Origin of the sequence: Pseudoalteromonas sp. S1610, assembly GCF_005887465.1 — a bacterium.
In the GTDB taxonomy this organism is placed as follows: Bacteria; Pseudomonadota; Gammaproteobacteria; order Enterobacterales; family Alteromonadaceae; genus Pseudoalteromonas; species Pseudoalteromonas undina.
Genome location: NZ_PNDI01000027.1, coordinates 13,340 through 30,311, shown reverse-complemented (window position 1 = coordinate 30,311; position 16,972 = coordinate 13,340). Strand labels below are relative to the sequence as shown.

13 protein-coding genes and 1 tRNA gene are annotated in these 16,972 nt (G+C 38.3%); 9 read left to right on the top strand and 5 right to left on the bottom strand.

Annotated features, from left to right (window positions below; translation table 11 throughout):
• Positions 1-4 precede the first annotated feature (4 nt).
• Positions 5-80, bottom strand: a tRNA-Phe gene (locus CWB77_RS11570).
• 307 nt (positions 81-387) lie between these two features.
• On the opposite strand from CWB77_RS11570, the gene CWB77_RS11565 reads away from it, so the two are divergent.
• Positions 388-3,171 (top strand): ATP-binding protein, encoded by a 2,784-nt coding sequence (locus CWB77_RS11565; RefSeq protein ID WP_138622820.1) that lies wholly within the window; start codon positions 388-390, stop codon positions 3,169-3,171.
• Positions 3,172-3,261: 90 nt separating this feature from the next.
• Here the strand turns inward: CWB77_RS11565 and CWB77_RS11560 are convergent, their stop codons facing one another.
• Together CWB77_RS11560 and mutY are read right to left on the bottom strand one after the other, a co-directional pair.
• A complete protein-coding gene (locus CWB77_RS11560) occupies positions 3,262-3,534 on the bottom strand; it encodes an oxidative damage protection protein (protein WP_008110439.1) in 273 nt (90 codons plus the stop codon).
• A gap of 34 nt (positions 3,535-3,568) precedes the next feature.
• Positions 3,569-4,630 (bottom strand): A/G-specific adenine glycosylase, encoded by a 1,062-nt coding sequence (gene mutY / locus CWB77_RS11555; RefSeq protein ID WP_138622818.1) that lies wholly within the window; start codon positions 4,628-4,630, stop codon positions 3,569-3,571.
• Between the two features lie 150 nt (positions 4,631-4,780).
• On the opposite strand from mutY, the gene trmB reads away from it, so the two are divergent.
• The 4 genes from trmB to arcA all read left to right on the top strand — a co-directional run bounded on the left by trmB (position 4,781) and on the right by arcA (position 9,532).
• Entirely contained in the window at positions 4,781-5,506 is a 726-nt protein-coding gene (gene trmB / locus CWB77_RS11550; RefSeq protein ID WP_138622816.1) for a tRNA (guanosine(46)-N7)-methyltransferase TrmB, read from the top strand.
• Positions 5,507-5,542: 36 nt separating this feature from the next.
• Positions 5,543-6,568, top strand: a complete 1,026-nt coding sequence (locus CWB77_RS11545) for a methyltransferase (protein ID WP_138622814.1) — start codon at positions 5,543-5,545, stop codon at positions 6,566-6,568.
• Positions 6,569-6,751: 183 nt separating this feature from the next.
• The gene (locus tag CWB77_RS11540) at positions 6,752-8,356 is read left to right on the top strand and encodes an ATP-binding protein (RefSeq protein WP_138622812.1); all 1,605 of its coding nucleotides are present in this window, start codon (positions 6,752-6,754) and stop codon (positions 8,354-8,356) included.
• A 459-nt stretch (positions 8,357-8,815) separates the two neighbouring features.
• Complete coding sequence (arcA, locus tag CWB77_RS11535; RefSeq protein WP_008110444.1) at positions 8,816-9,532, top strand: two-component system response regulator ArcA; 717 nt, start codon at positions 8,816-8,818, stop codon at positions 9,530-9,532.
• A 7-nt stretch (positions 9,533-9,539) separates the two neighbouring features.
• Here arcA and arcB read toward each other — a convergent pair whose 3' ends face one another.
• Positions 9,540-11,858 carry an aerobic respiration two-component sensor histidine kinase ArcB gene (arcB, locus tag CWB77_RS11530; RefSeq protein ID WP_138570914.1) on the bottom strand — a complete coding sequence of 773 codons (2,319 nt, stop codon included), beginning with the start codon at positions 11,856-11,858 and terminating at the stop codon, positions 9,540-9,542.
• Between the two features lie 197 nt (positions 11,859-12,055).
• Here arcB and folE2 point away from each other — a divergent pair, with 197 nt between their 5' ends.
• The 4 genes from folE2 to CWB77_RS11510 all read left to right on the top strand — a co-directional run bounded on the left by folE2 (position 12,056) and on the right by CWB77_RS11510 (position 15,449).
• On the top strand, positions 12,056-12,976 hold the full coding sequence (folE2, locus tag CWB77_RS11525) for a GTP cyclohydrolase FolE2 (protein ID WP_138622810.1): 921 nt from the start codon (positions 12,056-12,058) through the stop codon (positions 12,974-12,976).
• Between the two features lie 102 nt (positions 12,977-13,078).
• A complete protein-coding gene (locus CWB77_RS11520; protein WP_010390829.1) occupies positions 13,079-13,675 on the top strand; it encodes a DUF2726 domain-containing protein in 597 nt (198 codons plus the stop codon).
• Positions 13,676-13,787: 112 nt separating this feature from the next.
• A complete protein-coding gene (gene mtnN, locus CWB77_RS11515; RefSeq protein ID WP_010390828.1) occupies positions 13,788-14,495 on the top strand; it encodes a 5'-methylthioadenosine/S-adenosylhomocysteine nucleosidase in 708 nt (235 codons plus the stop codon).
• Positions 14,496-15,449, top strand: coding sequence for a cobalamin biosynthesis protein CobD/CbiB (locus CWB77_RS11510; RefSeq protein WP_138622808.1), 954 nt, complete (start codon positions 14,496-14,498; stop codon positions 15,447-15,449). It abuts the gene before it with no gap.
• A 49-nt stretch (positions 15,450-15,498) separates the two neighbouring features.
• Here CWB77_RS11510 and tyrS read toward each other — a convergent pair whose 3' ends face one another.
• Positions 15,499-16,698, bottom strand: coding sequence for a tyrosine--tRNA ligase (gene tyrS / locus CWB77_RS11505; RefSeq protein ID WP_010390824.1), 1,200 nt, complete (start codon positions 16,696-16,698; stop codon positions 15,499-15,501).
• Positions 16,699-16,972: the final 274 nt, after the last annotated feature.

Below are 16,972 nucleotides of genomic sequence, written 5' to 3'. Positions count from 1 at the left end.
TAAATGGTGCCTCGACCCGGAATCGAACCAGGGACACGAGGATTTTCAATCCTCTGCTCTACCAACTGAGCTATCGAGGCACTTAAACAGTGCAAATTAAAAATCTTACCTGATTTTTAATGCAACTCCCACAAGACACTTCTTAGTGAGCTATCTGGGCGTGCGGCGTATTAAACGAGTTTTGCCCTTACAAGTCAACTTTTTTTTTATCCTTTGCAACTGTTTGAACGGTTTTCAAACAACTAGCGACGTTTCTCGTTAATGCAGTGCATTTATTCAACAAAAGACTTTAAAAAACGTAGTGAATTATTTTTTTTAGGTGTTACGATTGGTATATAACTTTCGGTACAGGCTTACCGTTCTAATAATACCACGATAGGAAAATTCATGCAGGGTAAGTTTTCTCCAGCAATCAAAGGCTTACTACCTTTATTTTTAGTTAGTAACCTTATAACTGCCACATTATTTATAGTCGCCTATTCGCTTTACTCACAAAGCAATACTGAGCACAAAGAAGTTAACCCTGTTTCAACCATCAAGGTAACAAAACTTGCTGAGCGTCTTGAGCAACCCATAGTAGAAGCACTAACTATACACGAGCAAGACAAAGTCAAATCACTTCTTGATACCGCAAGCTTACTCAATAATAATTTTAAATATACCCTGCACCGCTTTAATCCGAACAATAAAACCGAGTTGGTTTATAGCAATAATAGTAATTTAATTGAGCCTTTAGCTATTAATGAGTATGTAAAGGAGCAAGGCATATTACATCATGTTATTTCAGTAAATGGGGAGGTAATTGCTGAGCTTATTATTGAGCAAAAACAACCTTTAATTGCATCATCTACACAAAACTTATTTATGAATGCGTACCTTGCCGCTATTGTTGCTCTGATAGTGCTGTTTGCGTTAGCTATTACGTTTAATAAGCATATTAATAAACGATTACATAAAAATACCGACTCTCTCACTCAAGAACTCAAAGCAATTACACAAAATGATAACTATCAAAGCACGCTTAATGAGCGACTCGAAGGCGGATTAGAAACCGTTGCTCAACAAATTAACTTGCTGCTAAAAAAAGTAAGTACGGTTCAAGCTGACGATCAGGCTGCACAAAAAGAATTAAAAAAACTACAAACTAGCCTTGAAACAGAAGTACAAAGCAGAACATTTGAATTAGAAAAGCAAACTCAAAAAGCATTAAAAGCCAGCGAAACTAAAACCACCTTTTTAGCCACTATGAGTCATGAAATAAGAACACCAATGAATGGCGTAATTGGCACTATTGATTTACTTCGTCAAACAGAGCTTGATGGTGCCCAGCAACGTTTAAGTACTATTATTCGTGAATCAGCATTTTCGTTATTAAGTATTTTAGATGATATTTTAGATTTTTCTAAAATTGAGGCTGGAAAGCTCAATATAGATCCAGTTCCGTTTTCCGTTGCCGATACGCTAGAAGAAGTTGCTAAGGTGTTATCGTCGGTTGCTAAAAATCGCCACCTAGAACTCGATTTATCAATTGCCCCCGATATACCCAACAACCTTAAGGGTGACTCTGTTAGAGTGCGCCAAGTGCTATATAACTTATGTAGTAATGCCATCAAGTTTACCAGCACCAATGGTACAACCCAGGGGAAAGTAAGAATATCAGTAGAAGTAGCACATAACACCGCCGATCACTTTACATTGCGTTTTTGCGTAAGTGATAACGGTAAAGGAATGAGTCAATCTCAGTTGAGAAAAATCTTTAACCCGTTCACCCAAGCAGAAAGCTCAATTACGCGAGAGTTCGGTGGTACAGGGCTTGGGCTTTCAATTTGTAAAAGCTTAACTGAGCTAATGCTTGGTACCATTCATGTAACAAGTCATGAAGGGATAGGTAGTGAGTTTACTGTTGAACTGCCCTTTTCAACCGCAGGTAAAATTGAATTTGCCAATAAAAATACACTTAATGGTAAACATGTCATTGTTGTTAGTAACAACGCAGAACGCGGCAAAGTAATTTACCGTTACTTGTCATTTATGGGAGCTAAAATAACCTATGCTCATGAGCAGCAAGATATAGAAGCTCATCAAGAAACCAAGGATATTATTTGGGTTGTTGATGGTATTGATGACATGAGTAGTATTAGTACCCTACTAAGAAGTTTACTTTACTCATTAGAAGATAATAACCAACAAATGGTGGTATTAAGTAAGTTAGATGAAGCGGTTATTAACCATAAAAATATTTTTTATATTAACGCCTCCCCTTTGTGTAAATCTAACTTTATGCTTTCAATTTTAGTGGCTGCCGGCTTACATAAGCCTAAGCAAATTAAAAAAGCCAGAACGATGAATCACTACCTAAGTTCAGAAGAGGCACTCGCTGCAAATAGGCTGGTATTATTGGTAGAAGATAACCGATTGAACCAAGAGGTACTCACCGAACAACTACATATACTAGGTTACAGTGTAGAGGTAGCTAATAACGGTGAAGAAGGTTTAGATATGTGGCGTAAAAATAGCTACTCGCTCATTTTAACCGATTTACATATGCCAAAAATGTCTGGCTACGACATGGTTGAAAAAATTAGAGAAGAAGCTTCATTACTCGAATCAATTGACGCACAACCTTATATTATTGCTGTTACTGCCAATGCTCTAAAGGGAGAGAGAGAGCGATGTTTAGCAGTGGGTATTAACGACTTTATTACTAAACCTATTGAGCTTAATTCACTTGAAGACACATTAAAGCAATGGAGTGATTTATACAGCGAACAACCACAACAGGTGAATTCGGCCGAAAAGTCTGTTATGCCTATAGATATGGAATCAGCGAATAAGTACATAAATGGCGATGATGCTAAAATAATCCGCTTCTTTAAAATGTATTTAGAACAGAGCCAAGAACAAATTAAAGCGATTAACTTTGCTGTGTTGCAAAGTAACAAAGCTGAAATTTTATCTGCCTGCCATCAATTAAAATCTATATCAAAAACAGTAGGAGCTAATATTGTTGCTGATTTAGCGCAGTCATTTGAAGATAAGTGCAAGAGCGATGAAGTAAGTGCTGATGAGTTAATTAAGATGAGAGATGGGCTCGAAATTGAATTCTCAAGAGCAGCGCAGTTCTTAAAAGAGCAAATTAAAAATAATGAGGAACAGAACGAACTTATTTAACTAAATAGTATATGTTACTAAGAACGTTTGCTAACGCAATAAAAAAGGGCTTATAGCCCTTTTTTATTAATTAACCTAAGCACAGTTAATTTATTTTTCTACTGGCTTATAACCTTCAATCTCAACTTCTTTACCTTCAAATAAAAAGCCAACCATTTGCTCTTCTAAAAAAGTACGATGCTCTGGATCCATCATGTTTAAATGCTTTTCATTGATCAGCATAGTTTGTTTATGCTGCCATTGCCCCCAGGCTTCTTTAGAAATATTATTAAAAATTTTCTCACCAAGTTCACCAGGGTATAACTGAAAACCAAGGCCTTCGGCCTCTTTTTGTAACTTTTGACAAAATACTGTACGTGCCATGATTGTTCCCCTTAATGCTAAATATATCGCTATTCTATACTATTGCCGTAATTTGTTTAACCAACTTTTTAGTCGGTGCAGCTAACCCTACTTCTATTGATTGATCGAGTGGATACCATACCAACTGCTTGTCATTAACAACATCAGGAGCTTTTTCAATATTAAGTACATGCGGGTTAATCGTAAGCTCAAAATGTGAAAATACATGAGTAAAAGGCGCTACTTCATTAAGGTCACTTTTAAGCCCTTGTTGCGCTAAAAAAGTTTCGAGCTCGCTGTACTCATTAAATTCAAAAAATCCAAACAATCCGCCCCAGATACCACTGTTTGGGCGTTTTTCCATAAGCACTTTGTCGTTATGTTTAATAATTAACTGGTGGCAACTTTTTTTAGGCACTGCTTTTTTAGGTTTAGAGTGAGGGAACTCCTTAACTTTACCTGCGTTAAACGCACCACAACGACTATTTAACGGGCACGCCTCACAATCAAAGCGGCTGCGCGAACATAAGCTTGCACCTAAATCCATCATAGCTTGATTAAACTCTGTTACATTATTTTTAGGAGTGAGTTGTTCACTTAAATGCCAAAGCTGATTTTCTACCTTTTTGACTCCATACCAACCTTCAACCATGAAAAACCGAGCAAGCACTCTTTTAACATTACCATCAAGAATAGGGTAATGCTGCCCCAAAGATAATGATAAAACAGCACCAGCAGTAGAGCGCCCTATTCCGGGTAAATCCATTACTTCTTCAAGCGTGCTAGGAAACTGACCTTGGTATTTATCTCGAACTATTTTAGCGGTTTTATGTAAATTGCGTGCACGAGCGTAATAACCTAAACCTGTCCAATGATGCAAAACTTGATCTTCATCAGCATTTGCTAAAGCAATAATATCGGGAAAGCTTTGCATAAACTTTTCAAAATAAGGAATAACAGTGACAACCTGAGTTTGCTGTAACATCACCTCAGATACCCACACTTTATAAGGCGTTTTAGCTAATTGCCATGGTAACGTTTTGCGCCCATGAAGGTGATACCAGTCAACTACTTGGTTGGAAAACCAAGCTGACTGCTGTTTTTTTAAATCCAACATATTTAATTTTTTACTAATGCTCAATGGCGGCTCAGTCTATTGTAGTGACTGAAAAGATCAAGCTATAACGCCCTAATGCTTGTCAACCTAGCGCTGGTCAGGGATAATACGCAACCATTTTTAAACACATTGTTTTGTCAGGCCAATAATATGAGTGAATCAAGTAACAACAACCTTGAGCAAGCTAAGCAAGAAGGTAAGTATATCCGCACTATTCGCAGTTTTGTAAAACGCGAAGGCCGATTAACCAAAGGCCAAGCTGCTGCAATCGAAAAATGCTGGCCAACAATGGGGCTTGAACATAAAAACGGCCGACTTGATTTAAGCGAAGTTTTTGGCAATGACAATGATGTAGTGCTAGAAATTGGTTTTGGTATGGGTAAGTCATTAGTTGAAATGGCAAAAAATGCACCACACCTTAACTTTATCGGCATAGAAGTTCATCGCCCAGGCGTTGGCGCATGTTTAATGGATGCTGACGAAGCTGGCGTTACTAATCTGCGCGTATTTGAACACGATGCAGTAGAAGTTCTTGCTGATTGTATAAGCGATGAAAGCTTATCAACCTTGCAGTTATTTTTTCCTGATCCATGGCACAAAAAGCGTCACCACAAGCGTCGCATAGTACAAACTGAGTTTGCTGAAAAACTCCGCTCTAAATTAAAAATCGGTGGCGTATTTCACATGGCAACCGATTGGGAAAACTATGCAGAGCATATGTTAGAAGTAATGCAAGCAGCTCCAGGTTACAAAAACCAATCTGAGACTAACGACTATGTACCTCGTCCTGATTTACGTCCTTTGACTAAATTTGAACAGCGTGGTCAGCGTTTAGGTCATGGCGTATGGGATTTAATGTTCGAACGTACTAAGTAACCGTTAATTAAATAATCAAGTAAGGTAAAGCCATTTATGAGCGTATTAACCAATCCGAGCCTACTATTACTTCGTAACAGTGAAGAGTTAAAAGGTAAATCAATATTGGTGGTCAACTTTGTTCAAGATGGCTTTTTAAATGAGCTAAAAACGCTCAATCCACAAAGTAAAATAACCGCTTTTAGTTATAACCACGCTAATGGTGAATTTGCAAAAAACATATCGGGTATTGACGTAACCATCAGCCACACAATTAATTCGGGCGATTATGATTTGGTAATACTTTATTACCCTAAATCTAAACCTGAGCTATTAATGGCGTTAGACAACATACGTGCTGTGATAAGCAAAGATGCAGAGCTACTCGTTGTTGGCGAAAACAAGAGCGGTGTTAAGTCAATTGAAAAGCAACTCGCCGGTAAGGCTGAATTTAGTAATAAAATAGACTCAGCAAAACACTGTGTTTTATATTCATTTTCAGAGCTCACTATTAATAGCGCGTTTGATATTAGCACTTACCATAAAGAGTTTACGGTATGTGTGAGCGATATTGAGTTTACAGCAGTCAGTATTCCTGGTGTGTTTAACCATGGTGCACTAGATGCTGGAACGAAAATGCTATTAGAGAATGCTCCTAACTTAAAACATGGGAAAGTCCTTGATTTTGGTTGTGGCGCAGGACTTATTGCTACTTTTTTAGGGCTAAAAAATCCAGCACTGACATTTACCTGTAGTGACGTAAGTGCACTTGCAGCCTATGCAACAACGCAAACGCTTAAGCTAAATAATGTAAACGGTGAAGCCATACTCAGTGATGGTTTAAATAATATTACTGGCAAGTTTGATTTAATTATTAGCAACCCGCCATTTCATACCGGGATTGCAACTGACTACAGCGTTGCGGAATCTTTTTTAACCCATGCAAAGCAACATTTGACTAAGGCAGGCAAACTGACCATAGTGGCTAATAGCTTTTTGAAATATCCACCAATTTTAGAAACCCAATTTGATAGCTACCACACAGTGTTCAAAAACAACAAATTTGCCGTATACAGTAGCTAAAATAAGTTATTAATATCCTGTCAAAACATAAATATGGGCTATATTAGCCACATATTTATGTTTCATAAGAAGATTAGCTAAAAATAAAAAGTGTAATTAAGCTAATCTTTTTAATTCACTTTTTTCTGTTTTTGCTAAACTATTATCATTAGACTCACAATTGACACGGATGACCTTCTCGCAATGCCCAAAACTGTAGAGCAAAATAGCATTCGTAGCATATTGTTTAAAACCATCATGCTTATAACAGCTATCTGTTTGTTATTATCGCTTTCAATTTCTACCTATTTAAGTGCGCAAGAGCAAAAAAAACAGCTCATTAGCAAACTTGTGTTGGTATCAGAGATCATTGCATTCGACGCGATGCCCTCATTGCTAAATAAAAATAGGCCTGCAGAAGAAAGGCGCTTAAAGCTGCTTCAACAAGTATCATCCGTCACAAATTTACATATTTACGCCTTAGATGAGCAATCTAACAAGCCAGTCTTTTTTACCAGCTTTAATGCCCGAAAATCACCACCAGTCCCCATTAAAACAGATAATATTAATGATTTTTCTGAACCACAGGTTAGTGACGAGTATATTGAGTACATTACCCCAATACTCAATAATGAACAGCTGCTCGGCTATGTATATATTAGAGGCAGCTTAGATAACTTAAATCAACTAATAACTAAAAAGATTATAATCGATATCGTTATTATGGCTTTAATACTTATTTTTATTTCTTTGATTATTTTAAGGCTACAAAAAAGGATAGCCAGTCCAATAGAAAACTTAAGCTTGTTGTTGCAAAACATAGCTAAAAAACATAATTACTATGCACGTGCGCCTTTAACGAACCTAACTGAAATAACTCGGCTTTCTAATAGCTTAAATGTAATGCTTGCACGTACACAAAGGCAAATAGAACGCCATGAAGAAGATAAACAAGAAATTAAGCAGCTAAACTCAAACCTTGAAGAGAAAGTAAGTCAACGCACTATCGCACTCAGAGAGGCTAATAAAGAGCTGTTATCCACTCTGGAAAAGATGCACCAATACCAAACTCAAATTGTCGAAAACAAAAAAATGGCTTCATTGGGGCAAATGGTGGCAGGGGTTGCCCATGAGGTAAATACACCGATTGGACTTGGTATTACAGGCTCTACTCTATTGCGGGATAAACTCGCGGAACTGCAGGTTAAATTTCATAATAAATCACTAACTGCGAGTCAATTTGAACAATTTACTAACGATGGTATCGAAAACTTAGACTTAATATATAGCAGCTTAAACCGCGTTGCAGAGCTCATTTCTAACTTTAAAAAAGTTGCAGTGATCAAAGATGATGAAATAACCAGCACTGTTAATATACAACAATTAATTAGTGATACTCTAATGTCTATGGGGCAAGAACTAAAAATTAAAAACCCTAAAGTCCTTATAAATTGTCCATCAGATTTAACCGTCGAAAGTAAAAAAGGGCCACTTCAGCAAGTTTTTCATCAGTTAATTTTAAATTCCCTGTTACACGGATTTGTAGCTGGCGGTGACAATGAAGTGCAGATTGATATTGTAGCAACAGAAACAAAAACACAAATTACCTACACAGATAACGGCCTAGGTGTTGAAAGCAATATACGAGCAAAAATATTTGACCCATTTGTAACATCAAAGCGCGGCCAAGGAGCCAGTGGCTTAGGAATGCATTTAGTTTACAATTTAGTGACTCAAGCTTTGGCTGGGGAAATTGTGTTAGATACCGAGTATCAGCAAGGGGCCCGATTTATTATTACACTTTTTTAAAAAGCGAAATAACTCTTATTCCCCTCTTGAATTACAACTTTATGACCATACTAATACATAGCCAACTAAACAGTTGTATCATTAATGCTGTATTTCCACACAATTAATGAACTTAATTGTGTTTAACATATCACATACATTGATGAAAAGTTGGAAAGTGATATAATTCCGTTTTGAATTAGTCTGATTATTTTAAGTATCTTTAGGTGGTTGATGGATGTATCAATTATTAAAGGGAAATGGCTTCGACTCTATAATTCAAATTATACATCCAACGTTAAGTATCAATTAAGCCGCGGTTTTTAATAATACGTCATAGTAGGTTTTGGCGCGCAGCTGTTTATATCTAATCTGTTTTTACTTGTTAACATTTAGATATAATCCTATAATTCTAGTAGTCGGCTCTGATGATCACGCCGATTTTATAAATAAAACACACTCCAAAAAGGTTAATTAAAGATGCAAACGCCAGTCATTCTGATCGTAGAGGATGAAGACGTAACTAGACTAAACCTCGTTAGTTTATTTGAAGCTGAAGGTTACAAAGTTATTGAAGCCATTGATGGCGATGATATGCATGATAAGCTTACAAATAACGATGACGTCAATCTTGTAGTTATGGACATCAACCTGCCAGGTAAAAACGGGCTTATTTTAGCTCGCGAGTTACGCCAAAAACGTAAAGTTGGTCTTATTTTCTTAACAGGCCGTGACAACGATGTAGACCGTATTTTAGGTCTTGAAATTGGTGCTGATGACTATATTACTAAGCCTTTCAACCCACGAGAATTAACTATTCGTGCACGTAACTTAATTACGCGTACTGCATTAGGTGGTGAAGAATCAGCTATTGAAACCAATGGCGTGATCACCTTTAACGGTTGGGAACTTGACGAAAACAGTCGTTGCCTTACTTCTCCCAATGGAGATGCAAAACGCCTACCTAAAGGCGAGTACAGAGCACTGCGTTTAATGCTTGACTCTCCAGGTCGTATATTCAGCCGTGAGCAACTAATTAAGCACATGACTGGCCGTGAGCTTCGCGCTAACGACCGTACAGTTGATGTTACCATTCGTCGTATCCGTAAGCACTTTGAAAGCGACAACTCAACGTCTGAGTTAATCAGCACCATTCATGGTGAAGGTTACCGCTTCATTGGTAAAATCGACAGCTAATTAGTTTTTACTCTAATTGCTGTAAAAATAAATGAAGGGCCTGTTGTCCTTCATTTATTTTGTCTGCTAATTCATCAAGCCAGACTGTTAATACTTCATCACTTTGCTCCAGCGCACCATGTTCCATTTGCTTTGCATGCAACTGCACATCATTCAGACCAACCGACCCAGCGGCACCTTTTAACTTATGCGCAACGGATTTGTACTCTTCTCTGTCTGCTGCTTTTAATGATCCTAATAGTTCTTGTTGATATTGCGGATTTAGCTTTGCAAACAACTGACTACTACGTTTAAATACTTCAACGCCCATCGAGTTTACAAAGTCTTCAATGGTTTCAACATCTAGCAAGTCAGTATTAATTTGATTTAATAACTCTTGATTAACTACTCGTTGAGGAGCCTCAACTTGCGCTTGTTGAATGCCAAAGAGTTCAGCGAGCATATTATCTAACTTACTGGTGTTTATCGGTTTAGCTAACGCCCCTTGAATAGAAATCCCCTCAAGCTCCTCTTCAGCACTGCGAACATTGGCGGTAAGTGCCACAATAGGAAGTGGGTCAAAATGGCTTTGTGCGCGAATTTGTCTTGCTACTTCATCACCATTAATATCAGGCAACTGCATATCAAGTAATACTAAATCTAGGTCATCTTCGGTTTCTACAAACGATAAAGCATCTTCTCCCGTTTCAGCCCACAGTACTTCATGTCCACGTTGTTCTAATAGGTTAGTTGCAATTTCAGCATTAAGTGGCACATCTTCCACTAATAAAATATATAAGCTACGCCCTACATAACTATGTTCGGTAGGAGCACTACATAAATTCAGCGGAATTTGAACGGTAAAGCAACTTCCCTCTCCGGGAGTACTATTAACAGTTATAATGCCTTTCATAGCACTTACTAACGCTTTTGTTACGGCTAAGCCAATACCTGAACCAATCGCATTGGTCCCTTTAAGGTCGGGCGCTTTGTAGTACATATCAAAAATACGGGTAAGTTGTTCTTGCGGGATCCCTTCACCGGTATCGAGTATTTTTATAATAAGCCATGGGCCATCTTCGCGGTTTTCTCTAGCACAATCTAAGGTGACACTACCGTGCTGGGTAAATTTAACCGCATTATTAATTAAGTTCCATACTACTTGGCGTAAACGTGTAGGATCAAGTAAAGCGTATATATCAAGCATTCCAGAGCGTTTTACTTCAAAAGAAAGTTCTTTTTGCTCCGCAATAAGGCCTGCAAAGTTAACCACGTCATTAATAAAGTCAGACACATTAATTTCGTTAGCGGCAATATCGAGTTGCTCACGGTCAATTTTATCTAAATCTATAATATCGTTAAATATATTACCCAGCGTTTCGGCGCTTGAAAACACCGTATTACACCAGCTACGCTGCTGTTTATTAAGTTCAGTATCCAATAGCATTCGGGTTAAACCGACGATACCATTGAGCGGAGTGCGTAATTCATGGCTCAATGTGGCAATAAATTTCCCTTTATCTTTATAAGCAGTTTCCAGTGCCTGCGCGGCTTCTTTACGGCTGGTAATATCACGGCCAAAGGCTAGTAGACCAATGTAATCGCCCTGCTCATTTATAAAGGGGAGTTTTCTGAGTTCAAACCATCTTATTTCACCATTTACAGAATACTCTACATCAATAGTTAAACCTTGATGAGTGCGTTCAACCTGCTCATCGGTTCTTAATACTTCTGATAAAAAGTGGCTTGGAAATATTTCTTCTGCGGCTTTGCCAATTAATTCGCCACTGGTTTTGCCCATCACCTCTTCAAACATTTTATTACAACCGGCAAACACCCCGTTGTTATCGCGGTAATAAAATAAATCTGGTGAGGAGTCTACAATGGAGCGTAATAACATGCCTTGCTGCGCGAGTTCTTGTTGCGTTTTTTTACGCTCTGCAATTTCACGTCTAAGCTCTTCTATTGCTCTATGCTTAGCATGAAAGGCCATTTTACGTTCATCAATTTCAATGTTTAAACGATTAATATTGTCTTTGAGAGTTTGATTTAAAAGCTTTTCTTGTTTTGTGGCACTATCTAAATAGGCATAAGAGGCATCAAGTTGCCGAATAGAGTTAAGCAGTACGCTAATCACCAGAGGGGAAACAACTGAGGTAAAAAATACTACAGCCAATATATCAACTAAGTTCACTTCCCCAATGGCAACATAGTAAAACATACTCGACAAAACCAGCGATACTGTCAGTAATAATGCATAGCAAATAGCTGCAGTTTTAAACTCACCAAAACGAGTTATTGAACTGGAAAGAACTCGAACCCACGGGTTCAAAGAAGAATCTGTCATATATCAGTGTTTCTCTTAGCTAAATGCTTAAGTAAGTATGATTAAAGGCTAATTTTAGCATTTTCTATCAGCGATTTTCATGTTGTGCGATAAAAACAACAAAATTTCATGTTTGGCGTTATTTGCCGCATTTCAGCAACTCTTTATTTAGTGTAAAATGTGACGTTTTAAATATTGCAAATAACGAGTAACGTATCATGCAAACGACTATGCCAGATATTGCTAACACGGCTGCCGCATTACAAACAGGTAAATTAGACTGGGTAGGAATGGGCGATATAGAGCTGCCTTTTATTTTTGAATCTCTTGATTTAGCTCCAGTTACCGTTAATGCAAAAGCACGCGCTTTTGTTAATTTACACCAAGAAGACGCCAAAGGCATCCACATGTCGCGTCTGTTTTTAGCACTTGATCACCTCTCAACTGAGCAGCAGGTCAACCCGCACACCTTAGCACAAGCATTAGATACCTTTATCACCAGCCATGAAGGCTTAAGCGATAAAGCACAAATCGAATTTAAATTTGAATTACCACTGCGCCGTAAATCATTACTTAGTGGCAAAGCCGGCTGGAAAAGCTACCCAGTTATACTTACCAGTACCATAAATCAAGGCGTCATTAGTTTTGAACTCAGTGTTGATGTTACTTACTCATCAACCTGCCCCTGCTCTGCAGCCCTTGCTCGTCAACTTATCCAAAATGCGTTTAGCGAAAAGTTTGCTCAAGAAACACTAACTCAATCTGAGGTTTTAGAGTGGCTTGGAACAACTCAAGGCATTGTAGCAACCCCGCATTCACAGCGCTCTATTGCTAATGTTAAAGTAAAACTAGATCAAAACATTCAAGAGTTTGATGTGGTTAACTTAATAAACTTACTAGAAGATGAGCTTAAAACACCAGTACAAGCTGCGGTAAAACGTGAAGACGAACAAGAGTTTGCCCGTTTAAATGGTCAAAACCTGATGTTTTGTGAAGACGCAGCACGAAAAATTAAAACGACGTTAGAGTCAAAAGAGTTTAGCGATTACTTCCTGCAAATTAACCATTATGAGTCTTTACATGCTCATGATGCCGTCGCTATTGCCGTAAAAGGTATTGAAGGCGGTTATAAAGCATAATAGCGCTCATCCCCATTCGCTAATAAAATAGCCATAACAACCATTTGGGCACATAAATTGCTTTAGAAAAGCAGTGTCAATTTGTTGTTATGGAGTTACCGTATGGAATTCGCTTTATTATTAATATTAGTGCTAGTTGTTGGGGCATCTGTGGTTGCGTCAAAATTTAATGATGACGGCGGAAACCCTTATCCTTTTACTCGTAAGCAAAGTGTATTTACCCAAGTAGAAGGGGCGTTTCTAGGCTTATTAGAACGCGCTGTTGGCGATCAATATAAAATTGTTAGTCGCGTTAAACTAATCGATGTGATTGACTGTAAACAAGGTCTATCTGTCAAATCTAAACGTGCGGCATTGGCTAAAGCAAAAAATAAACAGCTCGACTTTGTACTAGTCGACAAAGAAAAAATGACCATAGTGGCAGCGGTTGACTTAGTTAATAACGCCAACAAAGATGGTCACAAAGCACAACGTGATTGGTTTGTTAACGGTGCATTAGAAGCCGCTGGCATTCCACATATTCGTATGAAAGTGAAATCAGGCTACCGCCCGAGTGAAGTTCGCGATGCCATTATGTTTAAATTAGGCAAACCTGCTAAATCACAATCTTCGCGCCCGACTCGTACTAGAGTCCATAAGCCTGCGGTATTATCACCTTCTCAAGCAAAAGCACATTCAACTGCCCTTGCTGAAATATAACTACTGAGTTAAAGCAATGTATTAAAGCGAGCATTTTAAATGACTCGCTTTTTTGTTTTTTATAGCAGACTTCACGTATAATCAGCCTATTCAAATTTAGGAATTTAACACTATGAATGTTGGTATTATTGGCGCCATGGAGCCAGAAGTTAAAATTTTGCGCGAAGCGATGCAAAATCCACAGGTTTTAACCAAAGCAGGCTTTACGTTTTATACTGGTGAGCTTGCAGGTAATACTGTTACTTTAGTGCAATCAGGCATTGGTAAAGTCGCTTCAACTATTGCAACCACTTTACTTATCGATAACTTTAAACCTGATTGTGTTATTAACACAGGCTCTGCCGGTGGTTTCGATCCTTCGCTTAACGTTGGCGACGTGGTAATTTCATCAGAGGTTCGTCATCACGATGTAGATGTAACCGCATTTGGTTACGAAATTGGCCAAGTACCACAAATGCCAGCAGGCTTTGCAGCGCACCCTAAACTAGTAGAAGCCGCCGAGCAAACAATTGCACAAATTAGCGAAGTAAAAACGCTTGTTGGTTTAATTTGTACTGGTGACTCATTTATGTGTGACCCTGTTCGCATTGAAAAAGCACGCAATGACTTCCCTACAATGCTAGCAGTAGAAATGGAAGGTGCGTCAATTGCACAAACGTGTTTTGCACTTAACACACCATTTGTTGTTATTCGCTCAATGTCTGATATTGCTGGCAAAGAGTCACCGCAATCATTTGAAGAGTACTTAGAAACAGCCTCTATTAATTCATCAAAAATGGTTGTGGCATTACTAGAAAAGTTAACGGCGGTTACGCTGTAAATGCTCAATAATATTGTTCAAAATCATTTGGACTTTATTGTATTTATTTGTGCGCTCCTAGTTGAGCGCTTTTTACCTTTAGTTAGCTGGTATCACCCTAACCATATACTTTCTGCAATTTTTAACGCAATTGGCCAGCGTGTTTATAAAAAAACAGACAGCAAACAATATCATTATTTAGCCGCTTCATTAGCAAGCACACTTGTTCTAACTGTGATTATGATTATTGTCGTTTTGCTGCTGGAGTTTGCCTTTTACCCTGAACTACTATCCGGTCTTATTTTATACTTATGCCTAGAAAGCAGTAGCATAAATAAAAAAGCGATACGTATTGCGAAATTGACCAAAAAAAATCAAAAATCAACTGCTCGAGAATTATTAAAACCACTAGTAGCCCGTGAAGTTAAGGCACTTTCAAACCCAGGGATTATTAAAGCGGTTATGGAAAGTGTCATACTAAGAACGGCCCGTCATTATTTTGTGGTAATTTTCATTTTTTTACTAGTGGGCCCCATTGCTACTCTCGCCTACCGCTTGCTTACCTTAATCCAACAAGCATGGCGCACTGATATAGCTCCCGACAGCTCTTTTTTGAAACCGCTTAAACTAATTCTTTTTATTATTGAATACATACCCATGCGGTTACTCGCGCTGACAATAGCTTCACTTAAAGCCAGTAAGAAAAGCATGCATTATATTAAGCATTATGGCCGCCATTTTTATCAAACCAATACAGGCTGGTTACTAAGTGTGTACTCAGCATCTTTAGGGGTGCAACTTGGTGGGCCTGCTATTTATATTAAGCAGCGTTTCAATAAAATGCGGGTCGGTGTAGAACGCTTGCCAAGTGCTGATGATGTGCCAAAGCTACTCAACACCCTAAATCAAGCCCGTTTTTTTTGGCTACTAATTATTGTTAGCGTTGAAATTATTAGGGCTGTTCTAACTTTTTGATCAGTTATAAAAAAACCAGCCGAAGCTGGTTTTTATACTCTATGAAGTTTTAGGCTACAGTAATATTTGCAAACTTACGTTTACCTACTTGGTAAATAGCGGTTGTTCCTTTTGCTACTTCCAATTTGGTATCGGTAATTTTTTCTTCGCCGTTAAGCTTTACTGCGCCTTGTTTGATCATACGCATGGCCTCTGAAGTACTCGCCACTAAGCCAGCTTCTTTTAGCAAGTTAGCTATTAGAATAGTGTCTTCATCAATGTTAACTGTCAGCTCTGGAATTTCATCAGGTAGTGCTTTTTTCTGAAAGCGCTGAATAAAGTCATCATGAGCAGCTTGCGCATCGGCTTCGCTATGGAAACGTGCAATTAACTCTTTCGCTAATTCAATCTTAATATCGCGCGGGTTAGTGCCTTGCTCTACACGCTGTTTTTGCGCTGCAATTTGCTCAATAGAAAGGCTACTTAGCAAGTCATAGTAACGCCACATTAGTACATCACTAATTGACATGATTTTACCAAACATGTCGCTAGGCGTATCAGTAATACCTATGTAGTTTCCTAGTGACTTTGACATTTTCTGAACGCCATCAGTCCCTTCAAGTAAAGGCATCATTAGTACGGTTTGAGGTTTTTGACCTTCATCTTTTTGCAGCTCACGACCCATTAATAGGTTAAAGCGTTGATCGGTGCCGCCTAGCTCAACATCAGACTCAAGTGCAACTGAATCCCAACCCTGTACTAGTGGATATAAAAACTCATGGATTGCGATAGATTGACCGCCAGCATAGCGCTTTTTAAAGTCATCACGCTCAAGCATGCGTGCCACAGTTTGGCGCGCTGCCAATTTTATCATTCCAGCCGCGCCCAACTTCTCCATCCACGTAGAGTTAAAAGCAACAGTTGTTTTAGCTGGGTCTAAAATTTTGAAAACCTGTTCTTTATAGGTTTCAGCATTAGCAAGCACATCATCACGAGTCAGTGGCTTACGGGTAACATTTTTGCCCGTTGGATCGCCTATCATACCGGTAAAGTCACCAATTAAGAAAATAACCTCATGACCTAAATCTTGAAAGGTTTTCATTTTATTAATTAGTACAGTGTGACCTAGGTGCAAATCTGGAGCCGTAGGATCGAAACCAGCTTTAATTTTTAGCTTTTTCCCCGACTTTAATTTTTCAACCAACTCATCTTCAATTAATATCTCTTCTGCACCGCGTTTTATCTCTGCTAGAGCGGTTTGTAAATCCACTGTGTGTTACTCCAAAAAATTCTGACAACGAAGGGGGTGTATATGCTCACGATTTATTGCTAGCGCGTTTTAACAAAACAAATAAAACTATTTAGCTAACATAACAAATTTCCACTTAATTAGAACAACTTTTTTAACTAATCGCTGCACCAACTAAAATGCAGGGCGTACGTTCTAAAATGGGATATAAAAGAGCGATTAATAATACACTAAAGGTGTTTATAAAAGCCCAAAAAACAGTTTATAAATTAATCACTTCTCGCTATTAAATCGT

Bases quoted from the DNA above. Each gene is read 5' to 3' on its own strand.
- trmB (WP_138622816.1), top strand. From the start codon at position 4,781: ATGAGTGAATCAAGTAACAACAACCTTGAGCAAGCTAAGCAAGAAGGT.
- CWB77_RS11520 (WP_010390829.1), top strand. From the start codon at position 13,079: ATGGAATTCGCTTTATTATTAATATTAGTGCTAGTTGTTGGGGCATCT.
- CWB77_RS11545 (WP_138622814.1), top strand. From the start codon at position 5,543: ATGAGCGTATTAACCAATCCGAGCCTACTATTACTTCGTAACAGTGAA.
- CWB77_RS11510 (WP_138622808.1), top strand. From the start codon at position 14,496: ATGCTCAATAATATTGTTCAAAATCATTTGGACTTTATTGTATTTATT.
- CWB77_RS11540 (WP_138622812.1), top strand. From the start codon at position 6,752: ATGCCCAAAACTGTAGAGCAAAATAGCATTCGTAGCATATTGTTTAAA.
- arcA (WP_008110444.1), top strand. From the start codon at position 8,816: ATGCAAACGCCAGTCATTCTGATCGTAGAGGATGAAGACGTAACTAGA.
- arcB (WP_138570914.1), bottom strand. From the start codon at position 11,858: ATGACAGATTCTTCTTTGAACCCGTGGGTTCGAGTTCTTTCCAGTTCA.
- mtnN (WP_010390828.1), top strand. From the start codon at position 13,788: ATGAATGTTGGTATTATTGGCGCCATGGAGCCAGAAGTTAAAATTTTG.
- CWB77_RS11565 (WP_138622820.1), top strand. From the start codon at position 388: ATGCAGGGTAAGTTTTCTCCAGCAATCAAAGGCTTACTACCTTTATTT.
- folE2 (WP_138622810.1), top strand. From the start codon at position 12,056: ATGCAAACGACTATGCCAGATATTGCTAACACGGCTGCCGCATTACAA.
- CWB77_RS11560 (WP_008110439.1), bottom strand. From the start codon at position 3,534: ATGGCACGTACAGTATTTTGTCAAAAGTTACAAAAAGAGGCCGAAGGC.
- mutY (WP_138622818.1), bottom strand. From the start codon at position 4,630: ATGTTGGATTTAAAAAAACAGCAGTCAGCTTGGTTTTCCAACCAAGTA.